Annotated in this window: 21 protein-coding genes and 1 pseudogene; 5 read left to right on the top strand and 17 right to left on the bottom strand. The window is 72.0% G+C overall.

Features of this window, described 5'->3' with window-relative positions; all coding sequences use genetic code 11:
- Positions 1–80 precede the first annotated feature (80 nt).
- Positions 81–2,435, bottom strand: a pseudogene (gene pepN, locus ACWER9_RS26985) (aminopeptidase N); the annotation flags it as partial.
- Between the two features lie 71 nt (positions 2,436–2,506).
- On the opposite strand from pepN, the gene ACWER9_RS26990 reads away from it, so the two are divergent.
- Positions 2,507–2,725, top strand: a complete 219-nt coding sequence (locus tag ACWER9_RS26990; protein WP_357357649.1) for a DUF397 domain-containing protein — start codon at positions 2,507–2,509, stop codon at positions 2,723–2,725.
- A 102-nt stretch (positions 2,726–2,827) separates the two neighbouring features.
- Here the strand turns inward: ACWER9_RS26990 and ACWER9_RS26995 are convergent, their stop codons facing one another.
- The gene (locus tag ACWER9_RS26995) at positions 2,828–3,217 is read right to left on the bottom strand and encodes a hypothetical protein (RefSeq protein WP_452304479.1); all 390 of its coding nucleotides are present in this window, start codon (positions 3,215–3,217) and stop codon (positions 2,828–2,830) included.
- Between the two features lie 157 nt (positions 3,218–3,374).
- On the opposite strand from ACWER9_RS26995, the gene ACWER9_RS27000 reads away from it, so the two are divergent.
- Complete coding sequence (locus ACWER9_RS27000; RefSeq protein ID WP_452304480.1) at positions 3,375–4,622, top strand: cytochrome P450; 1,248 nt, start codon at positions 3,375–3,377, stop codon at positions 4,620–4,622.
- 35 nt (positions 4,623–4,657) lie between these two features.
- Positions 4,658–5,692 (top strand): glycosyltransferase, encoded by a 1,035-nt coding sequence (locus ACWER9_RS27005; protein ID WP_452304481.1) that lies wholly within the window; start codon positions 4,658–4,660, stop codon positions 5,690–5,692.
- A gap of 36 nt (positions 5,693–5,728) precedes the next feature.
- Here ACWER9_RS27005 and ACWER9_RS27010 read toward each other — a convergent pair whose 3' ends face one another.
- Genes ACWER9_RS27010 through ACWER9_RS27020 form a run of 3 tightly spaced genes read right to left on the bottom strand, consistent with a single transcriptional unit; the run spans position 5,729 to position 7,687 of the window.
- Positions 5,729–6,346, bottom strand: coding sequence for a DUF3618 domain-containing protein (locus ACWER9_RS27010; RefSeq protein ID WP_452304482.1), 618 nt, complete (start codon positions 6,344–6,346; stop codon positions 5,729–5,731).
- Complete coding sequence (locus ACWER9_RS27015; RefSeq protein WP_452304483.1) at positions 6,343–6,810, bottom strand: phage holin family protein; 468 nt, start codon at positions 6,808–6,810, stop codon at positions 6,343–6,345. Before ACWER9_RS27015 ends, ACWER9_RS27010 begins: the two co-directional genes overlap by 4 nt.
- Positions 6,811–6,841: 31 nt before the next feature.
- The gene (locus tag ACWER9_RS27020; RefSeq protein WP_452304484.1) at positions 6,842–7,687 is read right to left on the bottom strand and encodes a hypothetical protein; all 846 of its coding nucleotides are present in this window, start codon (positions 7,685–7,687) and stop codon (positions 6,842–6,844) included.
- A gap of 230 nt (positions 7,688–7,917) precedes the next feature.
- Between ACWER9_RS27020 and ACWER9_RS27025 the strand changes: the two genes are divergently transcribed.
- The gene (locus ACWER9_RS27025) at positions 7,918–8,409 is read left to right on the top strand and encodes a DUF4383 domain-containing protein (RefSeq protein WP_452304485.1); all 492 of its coding nucleotides are present in this window, start codon (positions 7,918–7,920) and stop codon (positions 8,407–8,409) included.
- Between the two features lie 130 nt (positions 8,410–8,539).
- Here ACWER9_RS27025 and ACWER9_RS27030 read toward each other — a convergent pair whose 3' ends face one another.
- From ACWER9_RS27030 to ACWER9_RS27080, 11 genes are all read right to left on the bottom strand, one after another.
- Entirely contained in the window at positions 8,540–8,989 is a 450-nt protein-coding gene (locus ACWER9_RS27030; RefSeq protein WP_452304486.1) for a GNAT family N-acetyltransferase, read from the bottom strand.
- 70 nt (positions 8,990–9,059) lie between these two features.
- On the bottom strand, positions 9,060–10,523 hold the full coding sequence (obgE, locus tag ACWER9_RS27035; RefSeq protein WP_452304487.1) for a GTPase ObgE: 1,464 nt from the start codon (positions 10,521–10,523) through the stop codon (positions 9,060–9,062).
- A 93-nt stretch (positions 10,524–10,616) separates the two neighbouring features.
- On the bottom strand, positions 10,617–10,871 hold the full coding sequence (gene rpmA, locus ACWER9_RS27040; protein ID WP_007464062.1) for a 50S ribosomal protein L27: 255 nt from the start codon (positions 10,869–10,871) through the stop codon (positions 10,617–10,619).
- Positions 10,872–10,882: 11 nt separating this feature from the next.
- On the bottom strand, positions 10,883–11,197 hold the full coding sequence (rplU, locus tag ACWER9_RS27045) for a 50S ribosomal protein L21 (protein WP_007464063.1): 315 nt from the start codon (positions 11,195–11,197) through the stop codon (positions 10,883–10,885).
- Positions 11,198–11,363: 166 nt separating this feature from the next.
- Positions 11,364–11,858 carry a hypothetical protein gene (locus ACWER9_RS27050; RefSeq protein WP_452304488.1) on the bottom strand — a complete coding sequence of 165 codons (495 nt, stop codon included), beginning with the start codon at positions 11,856–11,858 and terminating at the stop codon, positions 11,364–11,366.
- Between the two features lie 115 nt (positions 11,859–11,973).
- A complete protein-coding gene (locus ACWER9_RS27055; RefSeq protein WP_452304489.1) occupies positions 11,974–15,084 on the bottom strand; it encodes an Rne/Rng family ribonuclease in 3,111 nt (1,036 codons plus the stop codon).
- 131 nt (positions 15,085–15,215) lie between these two features.
- Entirely contained in the window at positions 15,216–16,028 is an 813-nt protein-coding gene (locus ACWER9_RS27060; protein ID WP_452304490.1) for a TIGR03936 family radical SAM-associated protein, read from the bottom strand.
- 159 nt (positions 16,029–16,187) lie between these two features.
- Entirely contained in the window at positions 16,188–17,594 is a 1,407-nt protein-coding gene (gene mycP, locus ACWER9_RS27065) for a type VII secretion-associated serine protease mycosin (protein ID WP_452304491.1), read from the bottom strand.
- Positions 17,595–17,604: 10 nt separating this feature from the next.
- Positions 17,605–19,086, bottom strand: a complete 1,482-nt coding sequence (locus tag ACWER9_RS27070) for a WXG100 family type VII secretion target (protein WP_452304492.1) — start codon at positions 19,084–19,086, stop codon at positions 17,605–17,607.
- A gap of 11 nt (positions 19,087–19,097) precedes the next feature.
- Complete coding sequence (locus ACWER9_RS27075) at positions 19,098–19,538, bottom strand: hypothetical protein (RefSeq protein ID WP_452304493.1); 441 nt, start codon at positions 19,536–19,538, stop codon at positions 19,098–19,100.
- 145 nt (positions 19,539–19,683) lie between these two features.
- Positions 19,684–21,678, bottom strand: coding sequence for a TIGR03960 family B12-binding radical SAM protein (locus tag ACWER9_RS27080; RefSeq protein WP_452304494.1), 1,995 nt, complete (start codon positions 21,676–21,678; stop codon positions 19,684–19,686).
- Between the two features lie 107 nt (positions 21,679–21,785).
- On the opposite strand from ACWER9_RS27080, the gene ACWER9_RS27085 reads away from it, so the two are divergent.
- Complete coding sequence (locus tag ACWER9_RS27085) at positions 21,786–23,012, top strand: hypothetical protein (protein WP_452304495.1); 1,227 nt, start codon at positions 21,786–21,788, stop codon at positions 23,010–23,012.
- Between the two features lie 122 nt (positions 23,013–23,134).
- Here the strand turns inward: ACWER9_RS27085 and ACWER9_RS27090 are convergent, their stop codons facing one another.
- Positions 23,135–23,824 carry a lysophospholipid acyltransferase family protein gene (locus ACWER9_RS27090; protein WP_452304496.1) on the bottom strand — a complete coding sequence of 230 codons (690 nt, stop codon included), beginning with the start codon at positions 23,822–23,824 and terminating at the stop codon, positions 23,135–23,137.
- Between the last annotated feature and the right edge of the window lie 12 nt (positions 23,825–23,836).

Raw genomic sequence — 23,836 nt, forward strand, 5'->3', positions numbered from 1 at the left:
CCGGAAAACATTCCGACAGTGACGCCGACAATAAATCAGACGTTCGCCTGGTTCTTCTTCAACCGGCACACGACGATCTACGCCCGCACTCTGGACCGGTCGGCCGTCCAGGGGGTACGCAGCTGCGCGGCGGCCGGCATATCGGCGAAGTACCGATCGACGTACGCGGCGGTCAGGTCGGCTTGTTCGGGTTGCCAGAACCCCTCGGCGGTCGCCTCCAGCAGCCGGTTGGACAGCTCGGTGTCCCGCACGATGATCTCCCAGGCCGCCTGCTTCGCCGACGGGTCGGGCAGGGCCGCCCGGCACTGGGCGGCCCGTTCCGCGCCCGTGGAACTGTTGTCGGCGGCCGCCTCGATGGCGATCTCGGCCTCGCCCGCGGCGCCGAGCACCACCAGTCGGCGCAGCGCCGCCCAGCGCAGCTCGGCGTCGACCTTGAGCCCGGCCGGCACGTCGCGGCCGGCGAGCCAGCCGACGAGCAGATCCGCATCGGTGGTCGAGACGATCCAGGCCCGCGCGGCGGCGAGCTGCAACGACTTCCCGGCCGGCGCGCCGTCGAGCAGCCGCTGGCACGCCCCCGCGACCCGGGCCAGCGCGGCGGACCGGACCAGCGGGTCGAGGTAGCGGTCGACCAGGGACCGGCTGAGCGTCAGCACATCCTCCGCGATGATCACCTCGGTCTCGGTGGGCAGCGCGGCGACCATCAGCTCGACGAGCCCGGTGACCGGCCGCTCGCCGTCGGTCGTCGCGTCAAGTGCCTCACGCCAGAGCACCGCCCTGGCGAGCGGGTCGGTCAGAGCGGGCAGCACGTGCGGGACGGCGTCCGTCGACGCCGGGTCGAGGCGCACCTTGGCGAACGTGAGGTCACCGTCGTTGAGCAGCAACAGCCGGGCCGCCGGCTCCCCGGTCAGCGCAGCGAGCACCGTCCGCCCGCCGTCGGCGACCGGGTCGATGGCCACCTCGTCACGCTGCCCGGTGCCGTCCGTCGAGTAGCGGCCCACGCCGATCCGGTGTGGGCGCAACACCGGGTACGACTCGGGCGCGGTCTGCACCACGGCCACCTCGGTGTAGCGGCCCCGGGCGTCCACGGTGAGTTCGGCACGCAGCGTGTTGACCTGCGGTTGGCGCAACCACAGCTCGGCCCAGTCGGACAGGTCCCGGCCGCTGCTGGCGGCGAGGCTGGCCAGCAGGTCGGCGAGGGTGGCGTTGCCGAAGCGGTGTGCGGCGAAGTGCGCGTTCAGGCCGGCGAGGAACGCGTCGTCACCGAGCCACGCGACCAGCTGCCGCAGCACGCTGGCGCCCTTGGCGTACGAGATGCCGTCGAAGTTGAGCAGGCCCTCGTCGGCGTCGGCCACCTCCAGCGGAGCGACCGGATGGGTGGAGGGGCGCTGGTCGGCGGCGTACCCCCAGGCCTTACGGCGCATCGCGAACGTGGTCCAGGCCTGGTCGAAGCGGGTCGCCTCGGCGGTGACCCGGGTGCCCAGGTACTCCGCGAAGGACTCGTTCAGCCACAGGTCGTCCCACCAGCGCATGGTGACCAGGTCGCCGAACCACATGTGCGCCATCTCGTGGGCGATGGTGGTGGCGCGCTGCTCGCGCTCGGTGTCGGTGACCGCCGAACGGAACACGTAGTCGTCACGGAAGGTGACGATGCCCGGGTTCTCCATCGCCCCGGCGTTGAACTCCGGCACGAACGCCTGGTCGTACTTGCCGAACGGGTAGCGCTCGGTGAAGAGCTTGTGGAACCTGTCGAGGCACTGCCGGGTGACGGTGAAGATCTCGTCGGCGTCGGCGTCGAGGTGTTCGGCGAGCGATCGCCGGCAGTAGATGCCCAGCGGCACGCCGTCGTGCTCGGCCCGCCGGACGTGGTACGGGCCGGCGATCAGCGAGAAGAAGTACGTGGCCAGCGGCGCGCTCGGGGCGAACTCCCAGCGCCCGGGGGCCGGGTTGGCGGCCAGCTCGGCGTTGCCGGCGACGATCCACTGCGGCGGCGCGGTGACCGAGAGGGTGAACGGGGCCTTGAGGTCGGGCTGGTCGAAGGCGGCGAAGATGCGCTGCGCGTTGTCGAGGAAGGACGTGGCGTAGAGGTAGGTCTCGCCGTCGGCCGGGTCGACGAAGCGGTGCATCCCCTCCCCCGTCTTGGAGTACGCCATCTCGGCCTCGACGATGAGCGTGTTCTCGGTGGCCAGGTCGTCGAGCGGCAGCCGGTTGTCGGCGAGCAGGCCGGGATCGAGGTCGCGGTCGTTGAGGCGTACGCCGAGAAGTGCGGCGGGCTTGACCTCGGCGAAGGTCGAGGCCCCGGCGGTGGCCCGGAAGCGGATCTCGACACGGGAGCGGAACAGGTCGCCGTCACCCGTCAGGTTGAGGTCCACCTGATAGGACTCGACAGTAATCGCCGCGCCACGCGCGGTCGCCTCTACACGGGTCAGGCTCGGCATCCGCTTATCCTGCCCGATGGGGATTCGGCACCCGGTCACCACCTCGACCCTCGGCACTGGAGGAAAGAACCATGACGCAACACCCCAAGGGCGACTTCGACCTCTCTCGGGCGGTCTGGCAGCGGGCCGAGGGGGACACCTCCGACAGCGCCGTCGAGGTCGCCTTCGTCGACGACCTGATCGGGATGCGCAACTCGGCCGAGCCGGACGGGCCGGTGCTGGTCTTTACCCAGGCCGAATGGGACGCCTTCGTGGCCGGCGCGCAGGACGGCGAGTTCGACCTGGACTGATCCGCCGAGCCGTCGGTGTTGGATCGCCGTGCCGGTGCCCGTGGTCGGGACACCGGCACGGCGACGTCGCCGGGTTGCCCGACGGGCCCCCGGGGCTGGGGATCAACCATCGCCGTCGCCCCAACCGAGGCCGCCGGGGCCCGGCGCGTGGTGGAAGCCCGGGTGGTCGTGCACGTCGACGCAGCGCTCGCCGTCCGGGCCGACCGCGCCGCAGAACAGCCGCTCGGCCCGCTGCCAGGCGTCCGCCGGGGACAGGGCGGCCGCCCCGAGCGCCACCTCCGAGCGGAGCAGGCTCAGCGCCTCCGCGTACGCCACGGCCAGCTCGCGCGCCTCGGCCGGGCCGGGCGCGGTGAAGCCCAGGTGCACGGTGAAGAAGCGGTGCGGACGGGTGGGCCGCCGGGGTGGCCCGATCAGGGACCGCCCCTCGCGGCCCCCGCCCAGTGCCTCGGCCGCTCGCCGCTGCCGCCAGTGCGGCGATCTGTTGTCGCGCATCCGCCCTCCCCGTGGTTGACCCACAAGCAGCAAACCAGGTTCCGCCGCCCCTGGGAGGGGCCAGCCGGCACACCGCCGACGCGGGGGATTCAGCGGCGACCACCGGGGTAGACGCAGCCGGCCGGCGGCGACCGCCGCCCGCGCGTGAGGAGACCCGATGGCGACCATGCCGGCCGACCGCAGCCCGGACAGCACGCTCGCGCTGCTCCGCGCCGGTTATCGGTTCATCGGCGAGCGCTGCGAGCGGTACGGCAGCGACATCTTCCGGACCCGGATCCTGCTCGCCCCGACCATCTGCCTGCGGGGCCGGCCGGCGGCGGAGCTGTTCTACGACAACGACCGCTTCCAACGGGCCACCGCGATGCCGCTGCGGGTGCAGCGGACCCTGACCGGTCGGGGTGGGGTGCAGGGGCTGGACGGCTCGGAGCACTCCGACCGCAAGGCCATGTTCATGTCGATCATGACACCGGCCGCGATCCGACAGCTCGGCCACCTCTTCGACGGCGAGTGGCGCACCCGGATCAGCGCCTGGGAGGGCGCCGGCCCGGTGTCGCTCTACGCCGAGCTGGGTCGGTTGCTGACCCGGGTGGTCTGCGCCTGGGCCGGGGTGCCGCTGCCCGCGTCGCAGGTCGAGCGTCGCGCCGACGAGCTGCACGCCATGATCGAGGCCCCGGCGGTGGTCGGCCCCCGGCACTGGCGGGGACGACTCGCCCGGTACCGCGCCGAGCGCTGGCTCGCCGACCTCGTCGAACGGAGCCGGGTCGGCCTCGCCCCGGCGCCGGCCGGAAGCGCGTTGGCCGTGATCGCCGAACACCGGGACCGACGCGGCGACCTGCTCCCCCGGCGGGTCGCGGCGGTGGAGCTGCTCAACGTGCTGCGCCCGGTGGTCGCCGTCGACCAGTACATCGCCTTCGCCGCGCTCGCCCTGCACGACCACCCGGGCTGGCGGGAACGGGTCCGCGACGACGACGAGGCCACCGAGCACTTCGTCCAGGAGGTACGCCGCTACTACCCGTTCTTTCCGATGGCGGCGGCCCGGGTCCGCCGGTCCTTCGACTGGCAGGGTCACCACTTCCCGAAGGGCCGGCGGGTGCTGCTCGACCTCTACGGCACCAACCACCACCCGACGCTCTGGCCCGAGCCGGAGCTGTTCCGCCCCGAGCGGTTCGCCGGCCACCGGGTGGACCCCTTCGCGCTGATCCCGCAGGGCGGCGGCGACCACTGGGCCGGGCACCGTTGCGCCGGTGAGTGGATCACCATCGACCTGATGAAGCGGGCGGTCACCAACCTGACCGCCGCCATGCGCTACGACGTTCCCGTCCAGAACCTGGCCCTGGACCTGCACCGGATGCCCGCGCTGCCGCCGCTGGGCCTGACCCTCACCAACGTCCTCCGCACCTCCTGAGCGGGGCGACGATCGTGCCTGGCCGAGGTGACGGGGTGGCACGGCGGACCACCGCCGCACCACCCCGCCTACCGATGACGTACGTGCTGCCGCTGCGCTGGCACAGCGACGCGGGTCTGGCCCAGTTGACCGACTACCTGCGCTGGCTGGGTGACCGGGTCGACGTACTCGTGGTCGACGGCTCGCCCGCCGACCACTTCGCGCGACACGCCGAGGCGTGGCGGGGGCTGGTCCGGCACCTCCCACCGGACCCGGGCGAGCGTGGGCTCAACGGCAAGGTGCTCGGCGTACGCACCGGCGTGCGCGCCGCCGACCACGAGCGGGTGGTGATCGCCGACGACGACGTCCGGTACGACGAGGCCGCACTGACCGCGGTGCACCGGCTGCTGGGCCGGGCCGATCTGGTACGACCGCAGAACTACTTCGACCCGTTGCCCTGGCACGCCTGGTGGGACACCGGCCGCACGCTGCTCAACCGGGCGCTCGGAGCGGACTACCCGGGCACCCTCGCCGTGCGGCGCAGCACCTTCCTCGCCATGGGCGGGTACGACCCGGATGTGCTCTTCGAGAACCTGGAGCTGATCCGAACCGTGCGCGGCCACGGTGGCACCGAGGCCATTCCGGCCTGGCTGTACGTCCGCCGGCTGCCGCCGGACGCCGCGCACTTCCGCGGTCAACGGGTTCGTCAGGCGTACGACGACCTGGCCCAGCCGGCTCGCCTGCTGACCTCGCTAGCGGTGCTGCCGGCGCTTGCGGCGGCCGTCGCGTCGCGTCGACCCGGGCTGCTGCTCGGCGCGGTGGCCGGGGTCGTCGCAGTGGCCGAGACGGGTCGCCGCCGCGCCAACGGACGCTTCGTGTTCCCGCCGACCACGGCCCTGGCAGCCCCGCTCTGGCTGCTTGAACGCGGGGTGTGCGGCTGGCTGGCGGTCGCCCGACGCGCCCTGTTCGGCGGCGTCCGCTACGGCGACACCCGAATCCGCCACGCCGCGACCCCCACCCCCCAGACCCGCGCGATCTTGCACTTTCTGCTGGGACAGAACCCTCAGAAAACGACAAAACCACAACCGTAAGTGCAAGATCGCGCGGGTCGGGGTCGGGGGTGGGGTCTAGGAGGTGGCGTGGTCTTTGACGTGGTGGGCGGCGGACTTCGTGTCGTCCTTGACCGCGTGCACGGCGTCCTGAGCTGTGGACTTCACCGACTCGGCGGCCTGCTGGGCCGGCTCGCGCAACTCGCTCGCCACCTCGCTCAGCTTCTCCTTCACCGCCCCGCTGTGCTCACTGACCTTCGCCTTCACCTGGGCGGCGGCCTCCTGCTCGCGGCGGGAGGCCGGGATCAGCGACGAGGCCAGCCAGCCGACCCCGAACGCGATCAGGCCGGCGGCGAGAGGGTTGCCCTGGGACTTCTGCCGGATCACCCGCGGTGCGCTGTGCGCCGCGTCGCTGACAGTGGTCGCCGCCGAGTGCGCGGCGTCGCTGACGCTTGAGGCCGCCGACGAGGCGCGGTCACCCACCGAGTGGGCTGCCTGGCCGGTGCCGTGACCGAGGTCAGACGCGGTTCCCATGACCTTGTCCCTCACATTCTGCAGAGCGGAGCGGGCCCGCTGCTTGCGGTCGTCGACGATGCGGCTGGGGCTGACCTTGTACGCCAAGGCATCCACATCGGAGCTGAGACTGTTGCGGGTGGCTTCGATCTCGCGGCGGATCTGGTCGGGATCGGTGCTCATCGGGTGGCTCCCTCCGGGTGCGGCTTGAGCGCGTCGGGGATCCGCTGCACGCTGTCGTTCGTCTGCTTGAGCCCGCGTACGTGCTGGGCGTTCTTCTTGGCCATCGAGTAGAGGACCGCGGCGACCGCGGCCCAGAGCACGGCCACGATCAGGGCGGCCAGGCCGGAGTCCATGACGTTGTCCAGGAACTGCCACACGGCGATCGACACGAAGAGCGCCACCATGTAACCGCCGAACCCGGCACCGCCGAAGAGGCCGGCGGCCTTGCCCGCCTTCTTGCCCTCCTGGCGGATCTCCGCCTTGGCCAGCTCGACCTCCTGACGCATGAGCGTCGACAGGTCGGTGGTGACCTGACGCATCAGGTCACCGAGCGAGCTGCCCTTGACCTCCGCCGCGGTGTGCGGGGCGCCCGCGTCGGGGTGGTAACCGGAGTCCAGTCCGGACCCCTGCGTCGGCATGCTCATGCCGTCGCCTCCCTTCGGATGACTCGGCAGCTCACGGGCGCGGGTTGCCGGTGGACGGCACGCCCGGCAGCGGGTCGGTCTGGGTCACCGGCGGCAGCGGCTGGCCGGTGCCGGTGTGCTCCGGGTACTCGCCCCGGGTCGGCTCGGCGTAACTGCCGGGCGCCGGGTCGGCGTAGGTGCCGGGCGTCTGGGCCGGGTAGCCACCGGAGGTCGGCGGGGTGTGCGTACCGGGGGTCGGGTCGAGGTAGCCGCCCGGCGGGACAGCGTCCGGCACCGCGCGGGGCGCCGGCGGCGGCGTCGGGATCACCGCGGTCTGCTCCGGGTCGTACGCCCCCGCACCCCGGTAGGTCGAGGAACCGTTGCCGGAGTCGTCACCGGCGGCCGAGATGCCCCGGGTCAGCCGGCCGGCCAGCACACCGAGGACCGCCGCGCCCACCAGGAAGGTGCCCGGGTTACGCCGCGCGTAGTCGCGTACCTCGGTGACGAGGTCGCCGGGCTCGCGCTGCTCGAGCCAACCGGCCACGCCCTGCACCCGGTCGGCGGCCTGACGGGCCAGCTCGGTCACCGGGCCGGCCTGGCCACCCTGCTCGGCCATCGAGCGCATCTCGTCGGCAAGCGACCGCAGCCCACCCGCGGCTCGTCGCTGCTGCTCACCGGTCTGGCTGGCGAGCTGGCTGCGGGCCTCGCCGTACAGGTTGCGGGCCTGCCGGGCGGCCTCCCGGCCCACCTCGGTGCCCTGCTCCTTGGCGGTCTGGGCGACCGCGCCGCCGGCGTGGGCGGCCTCGGAACCGACCTGGCGGGCCTGGTCGCGAACGCCGCCGCCGTTTGTCGACTCCTGCCCGTACGTGGAGGACGTGGATGAAAGATCGTAAGTCATGGTTTCCCTTCCGCTCGGAAAGTCGTCGCGGTTGTGCTGGGGGATGCGGTGGCGTTTCCGCCGCCGCTGACCACTGACCTACCCTGCGTTTTGGCTTCCATACCTCTTCGTGCATTTCTCTGCGCGGCCCACCTGATGGACTTCAAAATGGAGGATTGTCGGGCTGCGTCACGTCGCCGCTGCGGACAGTGAGGTTCGCGAAGGCCGGCAGATCCACGGAGGGGGCAGCGATGGCACGAGACGCGCGGGGCGGCCGAGCGGCCCGCCCCCGACCCCGGGTCCAGCTGGCCGCGTTGGCCGTGGCCGGGGTCTTCCTGCTGATCGGCGTCCTCGGCTTCATCCCCGGCATCACCACCGACTACGGCGAGCTGCGCTTCGCGGGGCACCACTCGGACGCCCACCTGCTGGGGCTGTTCCAGGTGTCGATCCTGCACAACGTGGTGCACCTGCTCTTCGGGCTGGTGGGCCTGCTGCTGGCCCGCAGCGTCTCCGGCGCCCGCGTGTTCCTGGCCGCCGGCGGAGCGATCTACCTCGCTCTCTGGCTGTACGGCCTGGCGATCGAGGCCATCAACCCGGAGGGCGGGGCGAACATCCTTCCGGTCAACGACGCCGACAACTGGCTGCACCTCGCGCTCGGCTTCGGGATGCTCGCGCTCGGGTTGCTGCTGTCGAACCAGGCGGGCACCGGCGGACGTCTGGACGACCCCGCCGACCGGCACTGAACTGGGCTTCCAGGGTTTCGCGGTCACGCCGCCAGGGGTAATCGACGGCCGAAGGAGGTGCGATCACGCCTCGTTGGCTGCGGGACAATGCCCTGGCCGTCGCCATGCGCTCCGGCCGCGTCGCCGACAGTCAGGCCGCGACCGGCAGACGCTTGGCGAAACAGACGCTGTACGGGTTGCCCACGTACTCTCCGTACACCGGGATCTGGCGGTAGCCGCACGAGGTGTACAACCCGATTGCAGCCGGCAGGTAGGTGCCCGTCTCCAGGCAGACCACCGAGTGTCCCTGCCGGAACGCGCACTCCTCGAGCGCGGCGAGCAACTGGCGGCCGATCCCCCGCCCCCGGAATGCGGGCCGGACGTACATCCGCTTGACCTCACCGGTCTCGGCGTCGAGCGCCTGGAGCCCACCGCAGGCGACCGCCCGACCGTTGACCACGACCGCCAGGTAGCGCACGTCGTCATGGGGGACGAAGACCTGCCCATCCAACCCACCGTCGGCCTCGCGCAGCTCACGCTGCTGCGCGATGAGCATGGCGGCGATCTCTGGATCGATGGCAGGCCGGGACTCGATCAGCATCACCCCACGCTAGGACGCGCGGATTTCGCGAAGGTTTCCGGAAATCAACCCCATCACGGAGCGCAACGAACTACTCGGCGTCGTCCTCGTCGATGTCGTCGTCGGACGCGTCCGCGCCCACCTCGTCCTCGGAGCGCACCCGGCGAGCCTTCCGGGCGGCGAGTCGCTCCGCCGCGGAGGCCCGGTTCGACTTCTCCTCCAGGCGGACGTCGGTGCCCCGGTTGCCGGGTACGAACTCCACGCCGGCGAAGAGCGTCGGCTGCCAGTCGAACTCCCGAGCGCCGATCCGGACCAGGTCACCGGGCTGCGCGCCGGCCTTGGCCAGCTTGTCCTCCACCCCGAGCCGGGCCAGCCGGTCAGCGAGGTAGCCGACCGCCTCGTCGTTGTCGAAGTTGGTCTGCTTGACCCAACGCTCCGGGCGGGCACCGCGAACGGTGAACGAGCCGTCCGCCTCGGCCGTGATGGTGAACCCGGCGTCGTCCACGGCCATCGGGCGGATCACGATCCGGGTCGGCTCGGCGGGCGGCGCGGCGTTACGCTCCGCCTCGACCAGCTCGGCCATCGCGTAGGTCAGCTCCTTGAGCCCCTCCCGGGTGGCCGCGGAAACCTCGAACACGCGGTAACCGCGCTCCTCCAGGTCGGGGCGCACGATCTCGGCGAGGTCCCGACCGTCCGGCACGTCGACCTTGTTGACGGCGACCAGCCGCGGCCGGTCGGCCAGACCGCCGTACTGGCTCAGCTCGGCCTCGATGGCGTCGATGTCGGCCACCGGGTCGCGGCCGGGCTCCAGGGTCGCCGAGTCGATGACGTGCACCAGCACCGCGCAGCGCTCGATGTGCCGGAGGAACTCCAGGCCCAGCCCCTTACCGGTGGCCGCGCCGGGGATCAGGCCCGGGACGTCCGCGACGGTGAAGGTGTGGTTGTCCACCCGGACCACACCGAGGTTGGGCACCAGGGTGGTGAACGGGTAGTCGGCGATCTTCGGCTTCGCCGCGGAGATCACCGAGATCAGCGACGACTTGCCGGCGGACGGGAAGCCGACCAGGCCCACATCGGCGACGCTCTTCAGCTCCAGCACGATGTCGAGTTGGTCGCCGGGCTCCCCCAGCTCGGCGAAGCCGGGTGCCTTGCGCTTGGCGTTGGCAAGCGAGGCGTTGCCCCGGCCGCCGCGCCCGCCGCGGGCGACCTCGAAGGTGGTGCCGGCGCCGACCATGTCGGCGAGCACGGTGCCGTCGGCGGTCTGCACCACGGTGCCGTTGGGCACCTTGAGCACCAGGTTGTGGCCGTTGGCCCCGTCCCGGTTCGAGCCGGCGCCGCCCTTGCCGTTGTCGGCCTTCACGTGCGGGTGGAAGTGGAAGTCGAGCAGCGTGGTGACCTGCGGGTCGACCACCAGGGACACGCTGCCGCCGTGCCCGCCGTTGCCGCCGTCCGGGCCGCCGAAGGGCTTGAACTTCTCGCGGTGGATCGAGACACAGCCGTGCCCACCATCGCCGGACTGCAGATGCAGAACGACCCGGTCAACGAACGTTGCCACGGCGTCAATCCTTCCAGCGAGGTCCGACCCCGCACTTCGAAAAAAACTAAGCGGGCCGGGACCCGGAGGTCCGCGGCCCGCTTAGCCCGAGAGCTACTGCTGCGGAACGATGCTGACGGTCTTGCGACCGCGCTTGGTGCCGAACAGGACCGCACCGGCGGACAGCGCGAACAGCGTGTCGTCGCCGCCACGGCCGACCAGGTCACCGGGGTGGAACTTGGTGCCTCGCTGCCGGATGATGATCTCACCGGCGCTGACGACCTGACCACCGAAGCGCTTCACGCCGAGTCGCTGGGCCGCGGAGTCACGACCGTTACGCGAGCTGGACGCACCCTTTTTGTGAGCCATTGGAGGACGACCTACTTCCCGCTGGAGATGCCGGTCACCTTGACCTGGGTCAACGGCTGACGGTGACCCTGGCGCTTGTGGTAGCCAGTCTTGTTCTTGAACTTGTGGATCCGGATCTTCGGGCCCTTGGTGTGCGCGGCGATTTCGCCGGACACCGCGACCTCGGCAAGCTTCGCCGCGTCGGTCACCAGGTCGTCACCGTCGACGAGGAGCACCGCGGTGAGCTTCACCGCGTCACCGGGGGCGCCGGTGAGCTTCTCGACCTCGATCACGTCGCCCTCGGCGACCTTGTACTGCTTGCCGCCGGTCTTGACGATCGCGTACATCGGAGGCGGACTCCCTGTCGTTGAGGCTGCTGGCGGTCGTTCCCGCGGCGGCTCGCCGGGTAGCAGTGCACGGCGGCGCGGGCACACGGGAACTCGGCACACCAAAGGTGGGCCGCAGGCAAGAGTACGCCATCGCCGGCCCGGACCCCAAACCGGCCCGCCCTGGTCAGCGCGCGCAGAGCTGGTCGAGGCGCTGCTGGAGCCGGTCGAGTTCGGTCTCGTCGATCGACTCGACGTCGGCACCGAGCGCGGAGACTTCCGTCCCGAGGTCGGTCAGCAACGTCTTGAGCTGCGGATCGTCGGTCCGACCCGACTGCTCCCGCAGCACGGTCCGCCAGTCGGCAAGCGCCGCCTCGGCCCGCCCCCGGGCGGCTTCGGCCGTACGGCTGTCCCCGGCGCCCACCGCCGCGAGCATCTGGCCCAGCGCCGCCACGTACGTCCGGACGGCAGTGGTGCTGGCCTCCTGCGCGGCGGTGCAGACCTGGCTGGCGTCGCCACCCGCCACACCGCCGCTGGCCGGCATGCCTGTCGGTCCGGAGGAGGTGCCGGCTGCCGCCGAGGCAACGCCCTCGGCGGTCGCACCGGCGGGCCCGTCGGTGGAGCAGCCGGCTGCGCCGGCGAGCAGGGTGAGCAGCGCGGTGACGGCGAGCAGACGGCGCATCTTCTTCTCCTGACCTGGACGGCCGATCGAGGGCCGGGTGGCCGCAACGACGAGGTCCCTCCCCCGTCACTTTGCCGGGAGAGGGACCTCGTCAAACACGCGGCCGGTCAGGCGCTCAGGGGCGGGTCCGCCGACGGGCGCCACCGCGACGCGACCGGCGACGGCCGCCGCCACCCTCGGTGGTCTCCTCGTCGCCCTCACCGTCAGCGAGCGCGTCCGGGTCGTCCGCAGCGGCCAGCCGAGCCGACTCACCCTGTTGCGCGTCGGCGACCGCCGGAGCGGCAGCGGTGTCCGTCTCGTAGCGGGACAGGTCGTAGCCCATGGTGTCCTGGTAGTCGGCGTCCGGTTCGGGGGTGGAGTCGGTGTCGACGACCTCGACCACGGCCCGCTCGGCCGGTGCGTTCTTGCGCGCCCGACGCCGGGACGACGTGGCCCCCTGCTCGGCCGCCGGAGCGGGAGCCACCGCCGAGGCGACCGCCTTGACCTTCTCCGCCGCACCAGCGGGGCGCTGCTTCTCCGGCACCGGCTCGGTGTGGATGATGACACCCCGGCCCTTGCAGCACTCGCAGGTCTCGCTGAACGCCTCCAGCAGGCCGGCGCCGATCCGCTTACGGGTCATCTGCACCAGGCCGAGCGAGGTGATCTCGGTGACCTGGTGCTTGGTGCGGTCCCGGCCCAGGCACTCGGTGAGCCGCCGCAGCACCAGCTCACGGTTCGACTCCAGCACCATGTCGATGAAGTCGATCACCACGATGCCGCCGATGTCACGCAGCCGGAGCTGACGGACGATCTCCTCCGCCGCCTCCAGGTTGTTGCGGGTGACGGTCTCCTCCAGGTTGCCCCCAGAGCCGGTGTACTTGCCGGTGTTGACGTCGACGACAGTCATCGCCTCGGTGCGGTCGATCACCAGCGAGCCGCCGGAGGGCAGGAAGACCTTCCGGTCGAGGCCCTTGATGATCTGCTCGTCGATCCGGTACTCGGCGAAGACGTCGCTCGTGCCGACGTGCCGGCGCACCCGGTCGACCAGGTCCGGGGAGACGTGCGACAGGTACGACTCGACCATGTCGTACGACTGCTCACCCTCGATCACCAGCTCGCGGAAGTCCTCGTTGAACAGGTCCCGGACCACCCGGATGACCAGGTCGGGCTCCCCGTAGAGCAGCACCGGAGCGCCACCCTCGGCAGCCTTCGCCTGAATGTCCTCCCACTGCGCCTGGAGCCGCTTGACGTCGCGGGCCAGCTCGTCCTCGGTGGCACCCTCGGCGGCCGTCCGGACGATCACGCCCGCGCCGTCCGGGACCAGCTTCTTGAGCACGTCCCGCAGCCGCTTGCGCTCGTTGTCCGGCAGCTTGCGGCTGATCCCGGAGGCGTTGCCGTTGGGCACGTAGACCAGATGCCGACCGGAGAGCGCGATGTGGCTGGTCAGCCGCGCGCCCTTGTGCCCGATCGGGTCCTTGGTGACCTGGACCAGCACCGAGTCGCCGGAGCGCAGCGCCTGCTCGATCGAGCGGGCCCGCCCCTCCAGCCCGGAGGTGTCCCAGTTGACCTCACCGGCGTACAGCACCGCGTTGCGGCCCCGGCCGACGTCGACGAACGCGGCCTCCATGCTCGGCAGCACGTTCTGCACCTTGCCCAGGTACACGTTGCCGGCCATCGTCCCGGAGGAGTTGCGGGTGACGTAGTGCTCGACAAGCACGCCGTCCTCCAGGACGGCGATCTGGGTACGGTCACCGCGCTGGCGGACCGCCATCACCCGGTCGACGGCCTCCCGGCGCGCCAGGAACTCCGACTCGCTGAGGATCGGCGGGCGGGTACGACGCTGCTCCCGGCCGTCCCGGCGACGCTGGCGCTTGGCCTCCAGCCGGGTCGAGCCGGACACACCCTGCACCTCGTCGACGGTCCGGCGCGGCTCGCGGATCTTCACCACGGTCGGCACGCCGTCGTCCGCCGCGCCCTCGGTGTCACTGGCGCCACGACGGCGGCGACGGCGACGGCGACGGGTCAGGCCGTCCCCGCCCTCGGACTCCTCGTCCTCGTCGCCCTCGGCCTCGGCGGTCTCTTCCTCGTCGGCCTGGGCCGCCTCCTCGGACTCCTCGTCCTCGGCGTCGTCGGCCCCGCCCTTGCCCCGGCCCCGGCCCCGGCGACCACGCCGGCGGCGGCGGCGCGCGGCGGCGCTGTCCTCGTCGTCCTCGTCCGCCTCGGTGGCCTCGTCGGCCTCCTCGGTCGGCTCCTCTTCGGCCTCGACCGCCTCGACGGGCTCCACCGGCTCGACGTCGCGGCGAGCGCGCCGACGGCGGCGGGACGGCTCGGGCGCCTCCTCGACGGCCGGCTCCTCGGCCGCCACGGCGGGCTCCACCGGTCGGGTCACCGGCACGGCGTCCGGCTGGGGTGCCATGAACAGCACGGTGGGCGCCGAGAGCGCAGCCCGCCGACGACGGGTACGCGGCTGCTCCGGCTCGACCTCGGCCGACTCGCTCGGCTCGGCCGACACACCCGGAACAGCGACGCCGGGTGACACCTCCCCGGAGCGCTCCTGCGCGCCGCTGGTCCAGGCCAACTCGGCGGCGGACACGCTCGGGAGGGCTTCGGAGTCGTTCAACTCGGCCTCGGCCTCGCGCAGGTCGGACTCCGCCGGCTCCTCGGCGACGACCGGCTCCTCGACGACCGGCTCCTGAACGGCGGGCGCCTCGTCGGTGGCGGCCGGCTGCTCGGTGGCGGGCGGCTCCTCGACGGCAGCCGGTGTGGCCTTCTTGCGCCGGGTGCGGGTCACCTTGACCGGCGGAACCACCTCGGCCGAGGCCGCCTCCGCGGAAGCGGCGACCAGCGGCTCCTCAGCGGTCGTCTCGACAGGGGTGGCCTTGCGGCGGCGTCGAGGGGTCTTCGGGGCGACATCCAGGTCGCCGGAGACCGGCGCGAAGACCTCCGCCTGCGGTGATTCGACGCTGCCGGCCCCACCTGTGGACGCCTCGACCGGGGCATCTACCTGCTCCGGCTGGTTGAGCGGGGCGGCCCGACGCCGGGTCGCCCGGGTGCGCCGCACCGGCGCGGCCGGCTCGGCGGCCTCACCGGGAGCGCTCTCCGCGCCGGCCGGTTCCACCGAGGCCGAACCGACCGCGGTGGTGGAGGACTCGACGGCGGCGCCGTCGGACGTGCTGCTCTGGTCGGCGGTCTCGCTGGCCGGCTGTGAACCGGTCCGTTCGCCGCCCTCGGGCTCGTTCTCGAGCATGGACGTTCTCCAGTTCTGGCTACCCCGGGCGCGGGTGAGCGCTGCCACGCAGGGTCGCCGCAAAAGTGTTTCCGCCGGGCGCGCGTGGTGCGCGACCGCCGAAGTCTGCCTGCCAGAGCACGGACCGTCGGTCAGTGCCCAACGATGGCTGCCCCGTCGCGGTCCGCATCCAACGGATCCACGATCGCACCCTGCGCGGTCAGCGTGCCCTGAGCCAGCCGGGTCACCCTCGGCGAAACCGGCGGCTCCAGGTCGGCCACCACGCGGAGGCCGGAAAGGACGTCATCGGGCCGTACGGACGGGGTGACCTGCCGCACGACCAGTTCGAGTATCGCACACGGTACGGCCGGCGCCCCGGAAGGCGTCGGCGTCGGTGGCTGGACATCGATCGACATCACGGCGGCACGGGCGTCGAAAGTGCGCCGACCCTGCTTGGTCATCCGCTCGACCAGCACCTCCTCGGCCGCGACGAAGGCGTCCACCGCGGCGCGCAGCACCGCGGTGTCGACCTCGGGCAACTCGATGTGCCAGTGCGACGCCTGGATCCGGTCCGGCAGGTTGCCGCCCTCGGCGACCACCGCGTCCAGCACGTCCAGCCCTGGCGAGAGCGCGGCGTCCAACGCGGCCCGCAGCGCCGCCGGGTCGACCGCGGCTTGCAGGGCGATCTCCAGGTACTCCGCCTCGCTAGCCACCCCGGTGGGCGCGGCGCTGGCGTAGGAGATCTTCGGGTGCGGGTGGAAACCCTGGGAGAAGGCGACCGGCACAGCGGCCCGGCGTAGCGCGCGCTCGAACGCCCGGGCGAAGTCCCGGTGCGAGGTGAATCGCAGCGGCCCGCGCTTGGCGTACCGGATGCGGACGCGCTGGACGACCGGTGCCTGGCCGCCCTCGGGTTGAGGCTTTCTGGCGATCGTGGGCTCCTCGGGTGTACCTGCGTGTCCACCCATCCTGGCGCAGGGCTCGTGACGGTACGCAGCCGGGGCGCTCGAATCGCCCCGGCAGATCGGCATGAAGCGGTCATGCGGGGCGGGACGGCACGCCGGCAAGCCGGATGGCCGGCCGGTGACCCGACAGGGCACCGGCCGGCCACCACGATCGGGACCCGGTTACCGCTCCCTCGGCGGCGCGGGCGGCTGACCGCCCGGTGGGCCGTAGCCAGGCGGCGGGCCGTAACCGGACGAAGAACCGTAACCGGACGGAGGACCGTAGCCGGAGGGCGGGCCGTGACCGGGTGGCGGCGGGTAGCCCGCCGGCGGGGCGTAGTCCGTGTCCGCGGACGGGTACGCGCCAGCGGCCGCGCGGTCGAGCACCTCGTCCGGGATGTTTGCGGCCTGAGCTGCCTCCCGCCGGTACCGACGGCGGTTCCAGATGAGGAACACCGCAAGCCCCACGAGCAACACCAGCACCACGGCGATGCCGATGCCCACCACCATGACCTGCTGGTCGGTGGGGCCACCACGATCGCCGTGCTGGGTGACGTCGAACTCCTCGTCGGCACCCCCGGTGCGGGCCGGGCCCGGGTCGGCCGTCGCCTGCGCGGCCGGGCCGAGCAGCGGGTTGGCGGTGACCGGTGGCACATTCGCGGTCAGCGCCTTCATCGGGTCGATCACCCCGAAGCCGTACTGTGGATCGCGCCCGGACGGGCCGGCGTCCCGCGCGGTCCGGATGATCCGGTTGATCACGCTCGGAGCGTTGAGATCCGGGTACTTCGACCGGATCAGCGCGGCGAGACCGGAGACGATCGCGCTGGAGTCGGAGGTCCCGTCACCCCAGCCGTAGCCCGCCTCGTTGGTGATGTTGTAGACGCTGTCGCCCGGGGCGGCGACCACCGCCTCCGGCCCTCGGACCGAGCCGGACCAGAACTTGCCGCCCTTGGTCGTTCCGGTCACCGCGATCACACCTGGAGTGTTGGCCGGGCTTCCCACGGCGACCTGGCCGTCGGCCGTGTTACCGGCGGAGGCGACCACGACGATGTCACGGTCCAACGCGTACTTGATGGCGCTCGCTTCCGCGGCGGAGGCCTGACCTCCGGCACCCTGGGAAATGTTGATCACCGTCGCACCGCCGTCGGCGGCCATCCGGATGCCACGGGCCAGCACCCCGTCGGTGCTCGTCTCTCCGCCCTTGCGCAACTTGATGGGCAGGATCTTCACGCCTGGGGCGATGCCGTCGACACCGTCGCCGCTGGCCTTCGCCGCGATGATCCCAGCCATGTGCGTGCCGTGCCCATCCTCGTCGGACCTGCCGTCTCCGGAGGTGCCGTAACTGCGACCACCAGCCAGCACCTGACCCCGAAGGTCCGGGTGGCTCGCCTCGACGCCGGTGTCGACGACTGCCACCACCACACCCCGCCCGGTGGAGATCTTGTGCACCTGATCGATCCGCAGCTCGTCCAGATACCACTGCTCGGCCCGCCGGGGCGCGGCGGCCGCCGGTTGAGCAACCCCCACCACCAGCAACCCCGCCAGCAGACAGGCGGCGACCGGCCGGAGGCTTCCGACGTTCACCCTCATCCGTCCATCCTCATCGAAGGACACCCGGGGACGCACCGTCACCGGGGCCCCACGGATCGTCGTCCTCAGTCAACCACGACGAGTGCTCGGAGCCGGTGCCACCGCCGTGCCCGGCGCCGCCCGCGCCGCCCATCATGCCGCCGCCCATCATTCCGGCGCCGCCGACACCGGCACCACGCGCGCCACCAGCCATCCCGGCCCCGCCGGGGCCAGCCGCAGCGGCAGCCCGCAACGCGTTCGCGGCGCTCGTCATCGGCGGCAGCTTTCCGTTACCGCCGCCCACCATGCCGGGGATGCCGCCCACACCGATGCCGCCGCCCGCTCCCAGACCGCCGCCGGCGCCGATCCCGCCGGCCGAGCCGACTCCGGCACCGCCGCCACCGAACCCGCCGCTGGCACCACCCAGACCGGCGCTACCGCCGCCGATGCCACCGCCCAGGCCGCCGACGCTGCTCGGGCTGGCGCCGGCCAGACCACTTGTGTAGTCGGCGTCGCTGCCCGGGTAGCCGGAGCCGGTCGGCGGGGGCGTGAGCTGGCCGGTGCCGCCGGAGGGCGAGCCACCGTCGATCCCACCGGGCTTGGTCGGGGAGAACGGGTCGACTGTGGACGTCGGGCCGCCCGTGTCGCCGATGCCCGGCGGCCTGCTGCCGATCGTGGGGCCGCCACCACCGATGTCGGGCTTCCCACCGAACTCACCACCACCGGTGTCGGGTCGCCCGGTTGGCGGGATTCGGGTATCGCGGCGGATGTCGTCCTGGTTGCCAGGGTCTCCCGATGGCTCTGGCCCGCCCACGGTCAGCTTGGGGCGCTCCGTGTAGACCGCCTGGGGCAACGGCGCCATCGCGGTGTTCGCGGCCTGCTGGTTGTCCCGGTACCAGTTGTCCAGGTGGGCCTTGGTGTCCCACCAACCGCCCCGCTTCTGGTCGCCGGCCTGGCCGTCGACCTTCATGGTCGCCTCCAGGTCGTCGGCCTTGTCGCGGAACGCGCCGTCGGCGTACGAGCCGGGGTTGCTCTGGTAGTCCTGGCGAAGGGCGGCGAGGAACCCCGACGAGCTCTCGCCGTCGCGGGCGTCGTCGAGCTCGGTGCCGTTGGGCAGGCTCCACTCGTTGAACCCGAAGTCGTCCATCAGGGGGATCGGGATCGTGGAGACCGTCTTACGGATGTCGCCCTCGATCCGCGTCAACGCGCCACTGACGTTCGTCGCGTCGGTGATCAGATCCTCGATCTGCTTGCCGATCTTGCCCAGGTGCTCGCGGTACGCGTCGCCCCCGCTGCCCTTCCAACCGGCGAGCATCCCGGGCAGGCCGCCGACGTGCGGGCGTTCCTGACCCGTCGCGATCGGGCCGACGAACGATCGACCGACGAGCGCGTCCCGCAGTTGTTGCAGACCGCTGGACAGGTTGCTCCAGCCCGCCCCGACCGATCCGACCGTGTCCGGGTCGGCGGAGAGCGTCACCTCGCGGACGCACCGCTCCCAGGTTCCTCCAGCCATGACGTCCCCCCTCAGGCCGTGTACGGGTAGGCGGGTGCGCCGCTGGCGGTGGGCGGCGGCGCCGCCGACTCCAGCAGCCGCTCGATCTCCTTGCCGTTGGCGGCGTTACGCGCCTCGGTGTCGCGGAACGCCTTGGCGATCTCCTCGGTGCCCTCCTTGAGCGCGGCGAGCTTCTGGGAGAGCGTCGTGAGATGAGCCTCCATGTTGCCGGTGGAGGTGGTCAGGGCCGCCCACTGCATGCGGGCGTCCTCGTAGGCGCCGAAGGGGGTGCCGTTCGGAACGGTCTGGGCGTTGTTGCTGTCGCCCTTCATCCGCTCCTTGATGCGTTCCATCTCGTAGCTGATCGTGTCGTCAACGTACTGCTTCAGCCGCTCGACGTACGCCGCGGCGGCGTCCAGGTCCTCGACACTGACGTGCAGATCGCCGATGCTCGGCGGCGGGATGCTACCCATGCGCTTCCTCCCCCGTCCCCGACCCGCCGGGTCGGTCCATGTCAGACGCAGCGTATCGAGTCTGACCTAGTCGGGGCAGCCCCAGCCACCACCACGTGGTACAGATGGCGGCCAATCTCGGGGGAGGTCGGTGCGGGTGGCCCGGTCAGGGGTGCGAGTGGCCGGACGGGACCTTCATGCCGTTGCCGCCAAGCGGGGTGAGCGGCAGCAGCTTCTTGCCGGTCGGGCCGATCTGGATCTCGGTGTCCATCGATGGGCAGACGCCGCAGTCGAAGCAGGGCGTCCACCGGCAGTCGTCCTGCTCGAACTCGCTGACCGAGTCCTGCCAGTCCTGCCAGAGCCAGTCCTTGTCCAGGCCCGAGTCGAGGTGGTCCCAGGGCAGGACCTCCAGCTCGTCGCGCTGACGGGTGGTGAACCAGTCGAGGTCCACCCCGAACGCGGGCAGCGTCTCGGCCGCCGCGTCCACCCAGCGCTGGTACGAGAAGTGCTCGCTCCACCCGTCGAACCGGCCGCCGTTCTCCCAGACCTTGCGGATCACCGAGCCGACCCGGCGGTCACCCCTGGAGAGCAGCCCTTCGATGAGCGACGGCTCACCGTCGTGGTAGCGGTAGCCGATCGCCCGACCCAGCGAGCGGTCCGCGTTGATGGCCTGCTTGAGGATCTTGAGCCGGTGGTCGATGACCTCCGGACGGTCCATCGCGGCCCACTGGAACGGGGTGTGCGGCTTCGGCACGAACCCGCCGATGGAGACCGTGCAGCGGATGTCCTTGGAGCCGGTCGCCGCCCGGCCGGCCCGGATCACCTCGTGGGCCATCTCGGCGATCTCGAGGACGTCCTCGTCGGTCTCGGTGGGCAGGCCGCACATGAAGTAGAGCTTCACCTGCCGCCAGCCGTTGGTGTACGCGGTGACGACCGTACGGATCAGGTCTTCCTTCGACACCATCTTGTTGATGACCTTGCGGATCCGCTCCGACCCGCCCTCCGGGGCGAAGGTCAGGCCGGTGCGCCGCCCGTTCTTGGACAGCTCCTGCGCGAGGTCGATGTTGAAGGCGTCCACCCGGGTCGACGGCAGCGACAGCGAGACGTTGGTGCCCTCGTACTGCTGGGCGAGGCCCGAGCACATGTCGCCGATCTCGGAGTGGTCCGCCGAGGAGAGCGACAGCAGGCCGACCTCGGAGAAGCCGGAGAACTCCAGGCCCTCACGGACCATCTGCCCGACCGTGGTGATCGACCGCTCCCGCACCGGCCGGGTGATCATGCCAGCCTGGCAGAACCGGCAACCCCGGGTGCAGCCCCGGAAGATCTCCACCGCGTACCGCTCGTGCACCGTCTCGGCCAGCGGAACGAGGGGCTTCTTCGGGTACGGCCAGGCGTCCAGGTCCATCGTCGTGCGCTTGTGCACGCGGAACGGCACGTCGGCACGGTTCGGCACGACCCGCTGGATCCGGCCGTCCGGCAGGTAGTCGACGTCGTAGAAGCGCGGCACGTAGACGCTCTCGGTGCGGGCCAGCCGCAGCAGCAGCTCGTCGCGGCCGCCCGGTGAGCCCTCGGCCTTCCACTCCCGGACGATCGCGGTGATCTCCAGAACCGCCTCCTCGCCGTCGCCGAGCACCGCGGCGTCGATGAAGTCGGCGATCGGCTCCGGGTTGAACGCGGCGTGCCCGCCGGCCACGATCACCGGGTCGGCGTCGGTGCGGTCGGCGGCCAGCATCGGGATGCCGGCCAGGTCGATCGCGGTGAGCATGTTCGTGTAACCCAGCTCGGTGGAGAAGGAGATGCCGAACACGTCGAACCCGCGCACCGCCCGGTGCGCGTCGACGGTGAACTGCGGCACGCCGTGCGTGCGCATCAGCGTCTCCAGGTCCGGCCAGACCGCGTACGTCCGCTCGGCGAGGGTGTCGGGCAGCTCGTTGAGCACCTCGTAGAGGATCTGCACACCCTGGTTGGGCAGGCCCACCTCGTACGCGTCGGGATACATCAGCGCCCAGCGCACGGTCGCCGCATCCCAGTCCTTGGTTACCGCGCCCAGCTCGCCCCCGACGTACTGGATGGGCTTGGAGACCTGGGGCAGCAGCGGCTCGAGCTGAGACCACACGGAGTTGGTCGCGGCGGCGCGCGGCGTCGTGGACGGGGCACTCATGATGCCCAAGGGTACGCGTTCGCCTGACGCCGATCGCGCGCACGCCCGATCGGCGGTGGTGGCGGCACGGTACTAACCTCGGTTCGGCGCGAGAGGAGATTGCCGCGATGCCGGAGCCCCAGCCGGGAGCACGGCCGGCCGACGGGAGCACCCCGGGCGCCGAGCCGGAGCGTGACCCGGTGGTCGCCGACGAGCCGACCTCCCCACCCGTACCCCCGGACCAGCCGGACGCCCCCGACCAGCCGGAGCCGGCCGCCAGCGCGGAGGTCCCGGACCCACCAGAGCCGGCTGCCACCGCGGAGGTCCCGGCACCCCGGTGGAGCGGTTCGGCCCCGGTGCCGCCGCCCTTGCCACGCCGGTCCGCCTGGGGTGAGTCGGCCGAACCGACCCCCGCCCCGCCGGTCCCCTTCGGGCCGCCGGAGCACCAGACGCCTGTCGACCCGTGGGCCGGCGTGGACACCGGCGGTTGGGACCTGCCCTCCGCCGAACTGCCCCCGCTGCCGCCCACGATGCCGTACCCGACGCCGCCGGACACCCGGCAGTGGTCCGGGCCGCCCGCTCCCCCGGCCGGGCACCCGGCGCCGCCGCCGGCTGCGCCCGCGCAGGCCGCCCGGGCGAACCCGCCGACCCGACCGATGGCACCAGCGCCGCCGAGCCGACCGATGGCACCGCCCGCGCCGGTCACGGTGCCGAAGCAGCGTCGGAGCAAGCGCTCAGCGCCACCGCCGGCGCCGCCGCCCGACTGGCAAGCCCCCAAGGGGTACGTGCCGGTCCCGGTCCGCCGACGACGCCGCTGGCCGTGGCTGCTGCTGCTCACCCTCGCCTGCTGCTGTGGCTGCCCCGCCTACTACGGGTTCCCGATCTCGGCGCAGTACCCGGCGCGCGCGGCACTGCCCGTCCAGGTGGACGACCTCAGCCTGCGGCAGGACAACCGCAGCACGGAGGCCGCCCGGAAGTTGGAGGGTGAGGTCCGCAAGGAGCACTGGTTGGCCGAGGACACGTTCGCCGGCGTCTACTCGACGACGAGCGGCAAGCGGGTGACGGTCTTCGGCGGCACCGGCTTCCGAGTCAGTCCGGAGTCGGACGCGGAAGCCGAGATCAGCCGGCTCACCGACAGGTACGCGCTGAGCACCCCTCAGAGCGTGGACACCGGCGTACGGGGCAGGCACGAACGGTGCGCGGTGGGCAGCGCCGACGGCAGTGACGTGGTGGTCTGCACGTCGGTCGACCACGGCAGTATCGCTACCGGTGTGTTCACCCGGCTCTCCGTCGCCGACAGCGCCGACCTGCTGGCCACGCTGCGCGCCCAGATCGTCCAGCCCGAGCGGGGCTGAACCCTGACCCCCGAGTTGATCAAGAGGTTTCGGTCAGGATCAGCCTCGCCGATGACGCAAACCTCTTGATCACCGTCGGGCTAGGGGCAGGGGCAGGGGCAGGGGCAGGGGCAGGGCTGGGGTCAGGCGTCGCGGGTCGGGTCCGGGTGGGCGCGCGGCGGCGCGTAGCGGGGGACGTACTCCTGGCCGGTGAGCTTCTGGATCTCACTCATCAACTCGTCGGTCATCTGCCGCAGTGAGGTGCGGTCGTCCGGACGACCGGTGAAGTCCAACGGCTTGCCGAACTTGACGGTGATCTTGGCAGTGCCCGGCCGGGGCACCCGGGCACCGATCGGCTGCGCCTTGTCCGTGCCGATCATGCCGACCGGAATGATCGGCACACCGGCCGAGATCGCCAGCCGCGCCGCGCCGGTCCGCCCCCGGTAGAGCTTGCCGTCCGGCGAGCGGGTGCCCTCCGGGTAGACCACCACGAGGTCACCGCCCTTGAGCGCCGGGATCGCCGCGTCGAACGCGGACAGCGCCGCCCGCCCGCCGGCCCGCTCGACCGGAATCGCGCCCAGGCCGGTGAGGACGAACTTGGAGATCGCACCCTTCACGCCGGTGCCCTTGAAGTACTCGGACTTGGCCCAGAACGCCAGGTGCCGGGGCACGACCGTACCGAGGAACAGCTCGTCGGCCACCGAGAGGTGGTTGCCGGCGAAGACGGCGCCACCGGTCTCCGGCACGTGTTCCAGCCCCTCCACGGTCGGGCGGAACGCCAACCGCAGCGAGGGCGCCACGGTGAGCTTGCCGATGGTGTAGAGCAGGGGCACTGGTCCTCCGGC

It is taken from the genome of Micromonospora sp. NPDC003944, from assembly GCF_053605225.1.